We start from the raw sequence: 12,038 nt of genomic DNA, 5'->3' as shown, positions 1-12,038 counted from the left end.
GGCGATTAGCTCAGTTGGGAGAGCACCTCCCTTACAAGGAGGGGGTCACTGGTTCAAGACCGGTATCGCCCACCACTTATTTATAGTTTATTTCTATTCAATTACTAAATAGATATTTTATATACGTATCGTATTTTTAGGATATCTATAAAGCCTTATAACAAAAAGCTTTAAGCCCTCTTTTCAAAGGGGAACAAAAATCATATCAAAGATATATTGATAAATTTCCTCAAACTTATCTAAAATTTTCTTAAATAAATCATTCATTGCGAATCTAACATCACTTTCGGGAATAATTAACGGTAATCACTCATAAAATAGAATGCTTAAATCGCTTCATTTCCTCTAAAATCTGCAAAGCCTGCTTGCTTAATGGCACATCATGGGCACGTTTTGCTTTCATTCTTTCCGCTGGGATAACAATTTTTAAATTCTCCCAATCAATATCCGACCATTTAAGACTGGACGCCTCTTTCGGGCGTAACATCGTTAACAGTTGCCATTCAATCAATAACTGCGTGATCTTCGTCATCTTATCTGCATAAAACATCGTTCTAAACAATTTGGGCAGCTCTTGCGGTGTAATGGTTGGTTGCTGTTTTGAATCTTCATAATCAAAAAAACTATGTAAACGCTTTAACGGGTTTTTTACTACGATTTCCTCTACTTCTGCAAAATCGAACATCTGAACCAATGAATTATTGACCTTGTAAAGCGTGTTCGATTGGGGACAATCTAAAAATACTTGTGCCACTTTCTTACAAGTCATTTCTGAGATGTGCCAATCTCCAAAATACGGGAATAAATGCAACTCAAGCCGTCTAAATTCCTTGCGGGCGGTCTCTTCTTTAATCGCTTTTCTAACGGTTCTTTTTGTGTGCCATAAAATCGCCAGTTCTTTTACAGTAATGTTGCGTTCTCGTTCTCTGCGTTGCTCTTTGGCGTGTTCTTGTGGGTCTATTCCTTGTGCTAGTAATGCCCTTTTATGGCTCGCTAATTCACGGGCTAAAGCTAAAGAAATATCGGGGTAATTGCCAAGCGTGATAGTTTTCTTTTTCCATCAAATGTATAAACAAAACGCCACGTTTTTTTGCCGTAAATTGTCGCAACAATTTGCAAACCTTGCCCATCATAGAGAGTTACATTTTTACCAGTCGCCTTTAATGCCTTCAAAGCCTTGTCGCTCAATGGTTTAGCTAACTTTGCCATAGTCTTTTTTTTCCTGTTTTTTGATTAAAAAATAAACTTTTAAGCAACAAGTAAAAATAAGCCTTTTAAAAAGTTGGTTATATTGTTGCTTAAAAATCGTGAATACAGAAGAACAGAAAAAAACAGTTATAAACAGATATAAACAGTAAAACGTTGATATTAAAGGGATTTTGCGGAATTTTTTGAGAATTTTAAACGCTGGCGAACGGTTAAAAATAGTTTTGTGGTGCCAGTGGTCGGACTCGAACCGACACGCTTATTCAGCGGCGGATTTTGAATCCGCTACGTCTACCAATTTCGTCACACTGGCTAATGAAACCATTACAATATATGTAATGATTTTCATTATATAGATTCTTCACAGTGGAGGCAAGCGGTTTCTTTTACTTTATGATTTATTCGTTCTAAATTTCATCATCTTTCTCACGAAGTTATTCACACGATCTGTGGATAACCTCGTGAGTAACTCTATGAATATTTCTCTATCTATATGATTTTAAAATAATATTTTATTCAAACTAAGTGAAGAACAAAAAAGAAACAATCCTATTTGACTGCGATCACTTCACTGAGAATTTGCCCATCTACAAGCTGTGTAGTAATTCGATCGCCCTTAGCGATCTGTTTGGTATTTATGATCACGTGTTGTTGATCATTTTGTGTAATCGAATAACCTCGCCCTAAAATTTTAAGCGGGCTTAATCCATCTAACTTCGTGCATAATGCGTGGAAACCTTGCTGTTGTTTAGTGAATTGCTTTTCGATTGAATAAGTTAGTCTATGCGACAATTGCTGCAAGTTCTGATTTTGGCGACTAATGTTATGCGGTAAAGCGCTATTATCTAACCGCTGTTTGGCAAAATAGAATTGCTGTCTTTTTGCATTAAAAAGTTGCTCTATTTGTTTATAAAGCTGCGTTTCTTGCTGTTTTAAATTCAGTTTTTGCATTTCCAATTGGCGGCTTGGATGCTTTGCTTGCACCCGTAAAAAGAACTGAGCCATTCTCTGCTCTTTTAACTTTACAGATTGTACTAATCTTCTTTGTAAGCGGTCAAAAATTTGGGTTAATTTGAAATGAAGCAATTCAAGCTGTTTTGCTGGGCTTTGGGCATTTAAGCGAAGGTTAAGATGGTGAAAACGAGAGAGCTTTTCTGTCCAAAGACGATCAAATGCCAAGTTCACCGTATTTAAATGATGTTGCAGTTGTCGCACCATTTCTTGCTGATCTCGGCTAACTAATTCCGCAGCCGCAGATGGCGTTGGCGCGCGTAAATCTGCTACAAAATCGGCAATTGTTACATCAGTTTCGTGTCCAACGGCACTAATAATTGGTAATTCAGATTGATAAATCGCATAAGCGACTGCCTCTTCATTGAAGCACCAAAGATCTTCTAGCGAACCACCGCCACGCCCTACAATCAACACATCACACTCTTTACGCTGATTAGCTAGTTTGATTGTATCGATAATATCTTGCGTTGCCTCTTTACCTTGCACTAACGTTGGATAAATCACAATTTGAAGAGATGGATCGCGGCGGTTCAGAATATGCAAAATATCCTGTAATGCGGCTCCACTTGGTGATGTAATTATCCCCACTCGTTTCACAAATTTGGGAATGGGCTTTTTATGCTCTTGCGCAAAAAGCCCTTGAGCGGCTAACTTCATTTTAAGCGCTTCAAACTGCTGCTGAAGCAAGCCATCGCCTGCCATTTGCATACTTTCAATAATGAGCTGGTAATCACCGCGAGGCTCGTAAAGACTAACACTCGCTCGCACCAACACTTGCATTCCATTTTGTGGGCGAAAATTCACACGCAAATTTTTCATCTTAAACATCGCACAACGCACTTGGGCATTCTCATCTTTCAACGTGAGATACCAATGCCCCGAAACAGGCTGGCTAAAATTCGAAATTTCGCCCGTTAGCCAAACTTGCCCAAGTTCCATTTCAAGCAAATGACGCACAGAATAGTTAAGCTGAGTCACGGTAAAAATATTGGAAGTTGAATTTTGCATAAGTGTTGCTGTAAATGATTAAGTGAGTTAAGAACAGTTTAAAGCAGAGAGAAACAGGCTTGCAAGCGGTTATTTTTGAATACAGTTTTGCAAATAAGAAAAAACCCTTCGATATAAATCGAAGGGTTAAGAATTTGGTTGCGGGGGCCGGATTTGAACCAACGACCTTCGGGTTATGAGCCCGACGAGCTACCAAGCTGCTCCACCCCGCGTCTGATGGGGCGTATAATACGCTGAATAGTGGAAATGGCAAGCCTTATTTTCAAAAAAAACGTTTGTTTGACTATTTTAAAAGCAAATTCAATATAAAACCACCAAAATGCCGCATTTTGCCTGATAAAATTTTTTCGTGTTACTACCGCTTTCATCTAATTTTTGATAGGCTATACACCTTATTTTTACAAATGATGGATTTATGATGAATTGGAAAGCATATGCTAAATGGGCAGGCGCAACGCTATTTTCTGCCTTAATTATCGGTTGCTCATCAAAACCGACTTCTCAAAAAAGCTCAATTGCAGGCATTTATGCCGAAAATGCCAAACTTGGTGCAATTTACCAAAACCGCCAAGTTATGCCTTCTTATATGAATTTTGCTCGTGTGCAAGCGGTCGGAAATAAACAGCCAATTGTTAATGGGCGAGATTTCATTTCGCAGCTCAACTATGTGCGTAGCTACTCAAGCCGTATTACAGGCAATTACGCGGGTGTGTATAGTAAAGTTCAACGCTGGGTAGATGCAGGCGCGAACGTGAATGACCTTGCCAAATACGGCATCAATATCAACTTAATGCGTGGTAAAGATGGCTATCAAAACGTCGCATTTACAGGCTATTACGCCCCCGTATTGCAGGCTCGACGCACACCGCAAGGCGAGTTTCAGCATCCGTTATATAGCTTACCAAGCTCAAATAAACGCTTTACCCGTGCCCAAATTTACAATGGCGCATTAGCCGGCAGAGGCTTAGAGATTGCTTATTCTAATTCCATGGTGGATAACTTCTTCTTGGGCGTGCAAGGCAGTGGCTTTGTCGATTTTGGCGAAGGACGTTTAAGCCATGTAGCTTACGCAGGGCAAAATGGCTTTAAGTATGCCTCTGTTGGACGTTTATTGGTTGAAGATGGCGAAATTCCAAAAGAAAAAATGTCAGCTCAGGCTATCAAAGACTGGGCAAAACGCAACCCAAGCCGTACTCAAAGCTTACTTGAACGTAATCCATCTTACGTATTCTTCCGATTTGATGATACCCATGATGTAAAAGGCTCAGCAGGTGTGCCATTAGTTGCACTTGCATCTGTTGCCTCAGACAAAAGCATTGTGCCATCAGGCAGTGTGTTATTAGTAGAGATGCCATTAATTGACGACCAAGGCAATTGGACAGGCAAGCATGAAATGCGTTTGATGGTAGCTTTAGATGTAGGCGGTGCAGTAAAAGGGCATCACTTTGATATCTATCAAGGGATTGAAAACGCTAATAATAAAGCTGCTCAAACTGCAGGTTTATTAAAACACTTTGGGCGTGTTTGGGTTTTGAATTAGTGTTAGTCATATTTAGCTATACAAATGCTACTCTATACAAAATTCTGACTCCTCCCTGTTTACCCTTAAAAGAGCGAAATCCTCTAGTTTGGTAATCGAACATAGGGGATTTTTATTAAGGGCACACTAGATAGACATATAGGGTTTATAGTTGATAAAGATTTTTTTACTTGCCATATTTTTAGCTTGTTAAGCCTTAGGTTCTTATTTTTCTTTCTCGTATTCGTAGTGAATTCGCCATAACATTCTAGCATCCAAATTACTAGATGCAATCATAGTGAGAAAAACAGCTGAACCAAAGAAAAACGCTGCATCGCCAACCGAGAAACTAAGAATATTTCCTCGTTCTAATAGCGACATCATCAACGCCAATACAAACAGGTCGAGCATTGACCAACGCCCGACAAAGTGAACGTAATGGAGCAGTTTCATTTGAAGATGGATAGAATGCTTCCATTTGTAATGAATAGCTAGCAGCAAATAAAACAAAATCGCCACTTTGCTAAATGGCACAGCGATACTTGCAATAAAGACAATCGCTGCAACCGCATAACTGCCCATTTTCATAAAGGTAATCACGCCCGACATTAACGTATCCGCAGAGACGGAACCTGCAAGCCCTGTGGCTGAAATTGGTAACAGGTTAGCGGGAATCATCATAATCGCCCCCGCAATCAAAGCAGCCCAAACTCGTTGTAGTTTAATTTTATCGGGCACATCCAAATTGCTTTCACAGCGTGGACAGCGATGGCGACCTTTTAAATCGATAATGTCCTCATCAAATGTAAAATCACACACTGGGCATAGCGAAGGCGGATGCGGATAGTCTGATGCAAGCGGTCGATATTCAGGATAAAAATACGCCCACGCTTGTTTGAGATCGATTTTACTAAATAGCAAAGTAATGAGTAGTGTTGCAAGCACAAAAGCAGAAAGATGGATGCTAAACTCAATACTGGCATAATCTTTGATTTTAAATGCGGCTACGGCAAGTGCTACAAAATAGACATCAAACATTACCCACTCTTGGATTTTGCCAAGAAAAATCAGCGTATAGCGAGGGCGCTGACCAATTAAATGTTGAGCTGTTATCGTTAAAATCAGCAATACAAAGACAATGGGGGCAACAACCGAACAGAGCAAAATCATAAATGCGGTATAAGCGTAGCCTTCTACTGCCATTTTCCACACGCCGCCCCAAATGGTTGCGTGCACAGGCACACCGAGCAAGTCGATACTCATTAGCGGAAAGGTGAGTGCAAAAGGGAGCAAAATAAGCACCGCAAGCGCAATAACGGCACAGCGATGCAAAGTCCACGCATTGCCTTTTTCGAGCGTGTGATGGCAATTCGGACAGTTTGCAATATGGTTATAGAGCCGATGCGGAACTTTCACCAAGGTTTCACATTCGGTACATTGTTCAAGGGTTAATTTCTGTATTTTCATTCCGTTATTATAAAACAAAACGCCCCAAACATTTACTTGGGGCGTGAAATTATTGCTTAAAGATTAAGCTTTTTTCGCTTGTGCACGTTTACCCAAAATTACTGATAAAACGAATGCCACCGCAAATGAAATTACCATACCTATTGAGTACATTGCAAGGCTGTCTGGTTTGATAGAAGCCACACCTAAGAAGCCCGCTGCACCTAACGCAATCGCTTTTACATTGAATGCTGCGATGAAAGCACTCGCTAAACCTGAACCGATCATGGCTGAGGTGAATGCGTGGCGGTAGCGTAAGTTCACACCGAACATTGCAGGCTCTGTGATACCTAATAAGGCTGATACGCCTGATGGAATTGCTAAACCACGTACTTTCGCATCTTTCATGGTGAATGCCACCCCTAAACACGCCGCACCCTGTGCAATGTTAGACATTGCCGCGATTGGGAAGATGAACGTACCACCAGTGTGTGCGATGTCCGCTAATAATTGGGTTTCTACCGCAATAAAGGTTTGATGCATACCCGTGATAACGATTGGTGCGTAGAAAGTACCGAAGATTGCACCGCCTACAAAGCCCAAGCTGTTATATAACCAAGTTAAGCCTGAAGAAATTAAGCTACCCGCTTCACGTCCGAATGGACCGATAACGGTGAATGCCAAGAAACCAGCGATAAATAAAGAGAACATCGGGGTCACTAGGTTATCTAAATAAGACGGAACGAATTTACGGAAGCCTTTTTCAAGGGTTGCTAATACCCAAGCTGAAATAATAGTTGGAATTACCGTGCCTTGATAGCCCACTTTCTCAATTTCTAAACCAAGTACGTTCCAGTATTTGATGTTACCTTCCATTAAGGTTTTTGCGTAGTTCCAACCATCCGCTAATGCAGGGTGAACTAAAAGCATACCAAGTGCTGCCCCTAAGAATGGGTTACCACCAAATTTGCGAGTCGCTGAGAAACCAAGCAATACTGGCAAGAAAACGAATGGTGCGTTTGCAATGGTATTGATGAAATCAACTAAATCAGATACTTCTGGATATTTGGTTACCACTGAATGCCCCTCCCAGAAGAAGCCAACAGAGGTTAGCATCGAGTGGATCCCCATCAGCAAACCGCCTGCCACGATTGCAGGAATGATTGGCACAAAAATATCCGCTAAACCTTTCACCAAACGTTGTAATAATGGTTGGTTTGCTGCACCCGCTGCAGCCACTTCAGAGGTTGACATATCACCAATACCCATCTGTTTTTGCATTTCAGCGTGCACTTTATTTACCGTGCCCGAACCAAAAATAATTTGATACTGACCACTGGTAGAAAATTGACCTTTCACGCCCTCGATATTTTCGATAGCTTCTTTATCAACTTTAGACTCATCGGCAAGCGTTAAACGCAGGCGAGTCGCACAGTGTGCAAGAGTGGTAATGTTCTCTTTACCACCCAATTTTGCGATGGTTTGTTCCGCAATTTTAGGGAAGTTCATAACGACCTCTTTTGATGAAAAATAAAACGAGGCTATTCTAACTAAAACGGTTTAGCTAAAAAAGGAAAAAGTGTTGTAAATGTGATTTAGTTCACAATTTAAAATCTAATTTGTATTTGATCCATCACTTGACTTAAAAATTTAGTATCTGTTCATTCAGAACGCCCTTTAAAACCAGTTTTATCGTGATTTTAAAAAAATAATAGATAAAATCTCTAACCAAAACAAAAGCCTTGAAATTTGTAATACTAAATTTCAAGGCTTTAAGTCCCACGCTTTACACTAATGTAACTTCATGGAAGGACGCAAGAAGCGGTTGATTTGTCCTACTAATAAAATCAAGCCCGTTTTCAACCAACCGTGCAATGCGACTTGGTGCATACGGTAAAGTGAAAGGTAAGCAAGACGAGCGATTTTACCTTCGATAAACATATCGCCTTTCACTAAGTTACCCATTAAGTTACCCACAGTACCGAAATGTGAGAAAGAGAGTAATGAGCCTTTATCGTTGAATTTAAACGGCTTCATTTCTTTACCTTCTAACAATGCCACAATGTTTTTACCACATTGGGTTGCCATTTGGTGTGCAGCTTGTGCTCGTGGCGGGATTGGTTTACCGTTTTGAATCAATGCGGCACAGTCGCCAATCACGAACACATCTTTATCTACCGTAGTTTGCATTAAATCGGTGATTTCGATTTGATTTAAGCGGTTGGTTTCAAAACCAAACTCTTTGATGAAATCTGGTGCTTTCACTCCAGCTGCCCATACCATTAAATCGGCTTCAATTTTTTCACCATCTTGAGTAATTAAACCATCTTCCACCGCCTCTGTGATCATTGTGTTCAAATGCACATCGACACCTGCTTTACGTAACTCTGAAAGAGCTGAAGCAGACACTTTTTCAGTTAATGCAGGAATTAAGCGAGAGCCTGCTTCCACAAGTGCTACTTTTAAGCTTGCACGGTTTAATTTACCGAAACCGTATTCATTTAAGTGTGAAGCTGCGTTGTAAAGTTCGGCAGAAAGTTCGATCCCTGTTGCCCCACCGCCCACAATTGCGATTTTTACATCTTTATCTTGGCTATGTGAGAAGCGTAAAAATAGCTCAAGCATACGTTTTTGGAAGTGTTTTGCTTGCTCAGAGCTGTCTAAGAAAATACAGTGCTCTGCGACCCCTTTAGTGCCGAAATCGTTTGATTTACTGCCAATGGCAAGAATTAATTTGTCGTATGCAATGTGACGCTCAGCAACTAACACTTCACCGTTTTCGTCTAAAAGCGGCTCTAACACAATCTCTTTTTGCTCACGATTTACACCTGTAAGCGTGCCTTGTTGGAAGTGGAAATAGTGGTTAGTCGCATGAGCACGGTAGCTCACTGCGTCTGTACCATCATCTAAAGAACCTGTTGCAACTTCGTGTAATAACGGTTTCCAAAGGTGGGTAGCGTTGCGGTCAATCAAAAGCACCTCTGCTTTCTTTTTTTTGCCTAATTTATTACCTAAATAGGTTGCAAGCTCTAAACCTCCAGCACCACCGCCAACAATCACGATTTTTTCCATAATATACTCCAAATTTTTTTAGAAATTAAAAAAATAAAACTGGCGTGAATTGTAAGGACTTTAAGCGGAATGTCTAGCCATTTTAACAATTTTTTAACGAAATTCTGCCCGCTTATAAGGAATGTTATGTGAGCAATAATCGCAATGGTTGGTTACAATTTCGGCAGATATAACTGCGTTGGTTACGTTGAATAGCATTGTGTCGGCGGACTGAAAGCAGATGCGTTTGACAGCCGCATTGGTAAGAGAATTGCTTAGCAACACTCGCGGTGCTAAATTTGTGATAGATATGTGCAGGTACACCGAGCACTTGCTCCATCATCATTTTCCACTCTTTACCGTGCGGTTGCACACGCCCGAATTGTTGATAAACAAGTAAATGAGCCAACTCGTGAGGCACAACTTGTTGAATAAACGCAGCACCATTTTCTACCAATAATACAGGATTAAGGCGAATTTCATTTTGTTGTAAATATGCCACACCTGCTTTTTGTCCGCGGAGTTCAAAGTTCATCACAGGTATTGTAAATTCTTTGTTAAAGAATTGGTTAGCAAGTGCAAGGCTTTGTTTTAATTGGCGTTGAGCTTGAAGTTTGAGGATTCTTAGGTCTGGCATAAAATTATTTATCTGGTTGGATTTTATTCTGCCAAATCTCCCCTACCCCTCTTTGCTAAAGAGGGGTAGGGGAGATTTATTCGCTACGCTAACACTTCGTGCCATTGCTAAAGTAACGTTCAAATGCAAGCATTTGTGGCAGTCTTAATTAACGAAGAAATTACTTTATATTACCTCGGACAATCCATCACATTCCATTGTTTATCATAGCAAATATAAAGCTCATTCTTGCTTGCCCCTAAATACACGCGGTCTAATTTGGGATTATTTTTACGCATCCATCGGAAAAGCTCATTATTTCGCATCCACGTATCAGGCAAGACTAAATCGTCAAACAAGGCTTTCTGTTTGGCAAAATAGCTTTCAGGATCGGTGAATCCACAAGCACCGTGCTTTTCCCATTCGCCTTGTAAGAGTAAAGCCCCTGGGGATTCGGGCAAATATTTTTCGATAATTTGTGGCGAAACAGGCGGCAAGTCGCCTTGGCAAAAACGTGGGTGTTCTTCGACAGATTTTGCATTTTTATTCTGTGCCCAAAGCCCGTGAATGACCCAACCGAATTGACGATCGCTTGCACATTGATAGGCTGCCTTCTCAGGGATCTTACCGTGATTTTTTTCACGCAGTGCTTCACAAAATGCAGGAGACCAAGAGAGTGCAAGCATATAGTAATCAACAGGTGCAGTGGCGTTTTGTCCGGATTTGTCATCCACCATTGCAATATCGTAATTATTTTTAACCGCTTGTTGAGCTTGAGAGACAGAGCTAGAAGCGGTTATTGTTTGAGTAGGTGTTGATTTTTCTTGCTGATTTAAAAAGTAAGAAACAATAATCGCAAAAAGAAAAATCAACAGATTAATCGTTTTTTTGGTTAATTTCATAAAATAAATAGGTTAAAAGCAAATCATAGAGGTGTGTACTATAAAACAAGCGGTCGAAAAAAACAAAAACCTTACAAAACTGGCTAAAATTTCATCAAAAGAAAATCAAATGTTAAATTTTGTGAAGCAGATCACGGATTATTCCTCCATAAATCTATATTATGTGGAGCAAGTTGTTAGGGCATAACAATTTAATGACTCTCTAAAATCTCTCTATGTCATTCCACTTAAGGGGAAATTCTATGAAAAAAATGATTTTAAGTGCTGTAGCATTCGCGGTTGCATTAGGTTCAGCAGTAGGTACTGCTCAAGCGAAAGATCGTATCGGTGTGACCATTTATAAATATGACGATAACTTTATGGCGTTAATGCGTAAAGAGATCGAAAAAGAAGCATCTCATCATAAAGACGTTGAGTTGTTAATGAATGACTCTCAAAACACTCAATCTATCCAAAATGACCAAGTGGATGGCTTACTTTCTAAAGGTGTAAAAGCATTAGCAATCAACTTAGTAGACCCATCAGCAGCACCAACCATTATTGGTAAAGCAAAAGGGGATGATGTGCCAGTGATCTTCTTTAACAAAGACCCAGGTGCAAAAGCGATTGGTAGCTATGAGCACGCTTACTATGTGGGTACAGACCCGAAAGAATCGGGTGTGATTCAAGGTGACTTAATTGCGAAACAATGGAAAGCAAACCCTGCGTTAGACTTAAATAAAGACGGTAAAATCCAATACGTATTATTAAAAGGTGAACCAGGTCACCCAGATGCGGAAGCACGTACAAAATACGTTGTAGATGAATTAAACAAACAAGGTATTCAAACTGAGCAATTATTCATCGACACTGGTATGTGGGATGCGGCAATGGCGAAAGATAAAACTGACGCTTGGTTAACCAGCCCGAAAGCAGACCAAATTGAAGTGATTATTTCAAACAACGATGGTATGGCAATGGGTGCATTAGAAGCAACTAAAGCACATGGTAAAAAATTACCAATCTTCGGTGTGGATGCGTTACCTGAAGTATTACAACTTATCAAAAAAGGTGAAATTGCAGGTACTGTGTTAAATGATGGTGTGGGTCAAGCGCAAGCGGTTATCGCATTATCAACTAACCTTGCAGCAGGCAAAGATGCAACCGCTGGCACAGAAATTAAATTACAAGATAAAGTTGCTCGTATTCCTTATTTAGGTGTTGATGCAAGCAACTTAGATAAATTCTTAAAATAAATTATTAAAACACGAGGCACAGGCGTGTTCGCCGTGCCTCA

General features: G+C 40.2%; 9 protein-coding genes, 2 tRNA genes and 1 pseudogene. 2 read left to right on the top strand and 10 right to left on the bottom strand.

Annotation, left to right across the window (positions count from 1 at the left end; all coding sequences use genetic code 11):
* Nucleotides 1–310: 310 nt before the first annotated feature.
* The 5 genes and pseudogenes from QMF79_RS09230 to QMF79_RS09210 all read right to left on the bottom strand — a co-directional run bounded on the left by QMF79_RS09230 (nt 311) and on the right by QMF79_RS09210 (nt 3,440).
* The gene (locus QMF79_RS09230) at nt 311–754 is read right to left on the bottom strand and encodes a tyrosine-type recombinase/integrase (RefSeq protein WP_281773615.1); all 444 of its coding nucleotides are present in this window, start codon (nt 752–754) and stop codon (nt 311–313) included.
* A 237-nt stretch (nt 755–991) separates the two neighbouring features.
* Nucleotides 992–1,209 (bottom strand): annotated as a pseudogene (locus tag QMF79_RS09225) (Arm DNA-binding domain-containing protein); the annotation flags it as partial.
* A gap of 224 nt (nt 1,210–1,433) precedes the next feature.
* Nucleotides 1,434–1,519 (bottom strand) — tRNA-Leu (locus QMF79_RS09220).
* Nucleotides 1,520–1,755: 236 nt separating this feature from the next.
* Nucleotides 1,756–3,228, bottom strand: coding sequence for an exodeoxyribonuclease VII large subunit (gene xseA, locus QMF79_RS09215; RefSeq protein ID WP_281773613.1), 1,473 nt, complete (start codon nt 3,226–3,228; stop codon nt 1,756–1,758).
* 135 nt (nt 3,229–3,363) lie between these two features.
* A tRNA-Met gene (locus QMF79_RS09210) sits at nt 3,364–3,440 on the bottom strand.
* A 206-nt stretch (nt 3,441–3,646) separates the two neighbouring features.
* Here QMF79_RS09210 and mltA point away from each other — a divergent pair.
* The gene (mltA, locus tag QMF79_RS09205) at nt 3,647–4,768 is read left to right on the top strand and encodes a murein transglycosylase A (RefSeq protein ID WP_281773617.1); all 1,122 of its coding nucleotides are present in this window, start codon (nt 3,647–3,649) and stop codon (nt 4,766–4,768) included.
* A gap of 204 nt (nt 4,769–4,972) precedes the next feature.
* On the opposite strand, the gene QMF79_RS09200 is transcribed toward mltA, so the two are convergent.
* From QMF79_RS09200 to QMF79_RS09180, 5 genes are all read right to left on the bottom strand, one after another.
* Nucleotides 4,973–6,214: a paraquat-inducible protein A gene (locus QMF79_RS09200; protein ID WP_281773612.1), complete on the bottom strand. Its 1,242-nt coding sequence runs from the start codon at nt 6,212–6,214 to the stop codon at nt 4,973–4,975.
* 63 nt (nt 6,215–6,277) lie between these two features.
* Complete coding sequence (locus QMF79_RS09195; protein WP_281773611.1) at nt 6,278–7,702, bottom strand: sucrose-specific PTS transporter subunit IIBC; 1,425 nt, start codon at nt 7,700–7,702, stop codon at nt 6,278–6,280.
* Nucleotides 7,703–7,984: 282 nt separating this feature from the next.
* On the bottom strand, nt 7,985–9,265 hold the full coding sequence (locus QMF79_RS09190; RefSeq protein ID WP_281773610.1) for an NAD(P)/FAD-dependent oxidoreductase: 1,281 nt from the start codon (nt 9,263–9,265) through the stop codon (nt 7,985–7,987).
* A gap of 124 nt (nt 9,266–9,389) precedes the next feature.
* Nucleotides 9,390–9,881, bottom strand: coding sequence for a SprT family zinc-dependent metalloprotease (locus QMF79_RS09185; RefSeq protein WP_281773609.1), 492 nt, complete (start codon nt 9,879–9,881; stop codon nt 9,390–9,392).
* 170 nt (nt 9,882–10,051) lie between these two features.
* Nucleotides 10,052–10,762: a ribonuclease T2 family protein gene (locus QMF79_RS09180; protein WP_281773608.1), complete on the bottom strand. Its 711-nt coding sequence runs from the start codon at nt 10,760–10,762 to the stop codon at nt 10,052–10,054.
* Nucleotides 10,763–11,004: 242 nt separating this feature from the next.
* Here QMF79_RS09180 and mglB point away from each other — a divergent pair, with 242 nt between their 5' ends.
* The gene (gene mglB, locus QMF79_RS09175) at nt 11,005–11,997 is read left to right on the top strand and encodes a galactose/glucose ABC transporter substrate-binding protein MglB (RefSeq protein ID WP_281773607.1); all 993 of its coding nucleotides are present in this window, start codon (nt 11,005–11,007) and stop codon (nt 11,995–11,997) included.
* The last annotated feature ends 41 nt before the right edge of the window (nt 11,998–12,038 follow it).

Origin of the sequence: Pseudohaemophilus parahaemolyticus, assembly GCF_938021905.1 — a bacterium.
In the GTDB taxonomy this organism is placed as follows: Bacteria; Pseudomonadota; Gammaproteobacteria; order Enterobacterales; family Pasteurellaceae; genus Haemophilus_A; species Haemophilus_A parahaemolyticus_B.
Note: the sequence above shows the minus strand (reverse complement) of the source record. Positions and strands in the feature narration are given on the sequence as shown.

Bases quoted from the DNA above. Each gene is read 5' to 3' on its own strand.
- QMF79_RS09200 (WP_281773612.1), bottom strand. From the start codon at position 6,214: ATGAAAATACAGAAATTAACCCTTGAACAATGTACCGAATGTGAAACC.
- mltA (WP_281773617.1), top strand. From the start codon at position 3,647: ATGAATTGGAAAGCATATGCTAAATGGGCAGGCGCAACGCTATTTTCT.
- mglB (WP_281773607.1), top strand. From the start codon at position 11,005: ATGAAAAAAATGATTTTAAGTGCTGTAGCATTCGCGGTTGCATTAGGT.
- QMF79_RS09185 (WP_281773609.1), bottom strand. From the start codon at position 9,881: ATGCCAGACCTAAGAATCCTCAAACTTCAAGCTCAACGCCAATTAAAA.
- xseA (WP_281773613.1), bottom strand. From the start codon at position 3,228: ATGCAAAATTCAACTTCCAATATTTTTACCGTGACTCAGCTTAACTAT.
- QMF79_RS09180 (WP_281773608.1), bottom strand. From the start codon at position 10,762: ATGAAATTAACCAAAAAAACGATTAATCTGTTGATTTTTCTTTTTGCG.
- QMF79_RS09190 (WP_281773610.1), bottom strand. From the start codon at position 9,265: ATGGAAAAAATCGTGATTGTTGGCGGTGGTGCTGGAGGTTTAGAGCTT.
- QMF79_RS09195 (WP_281773611.1), bottom strand. From the start codon at position 7,702: ATGAACTTCCCTAAAATTGCGGAACAAACCATCGCAAAATTGGGTGGT.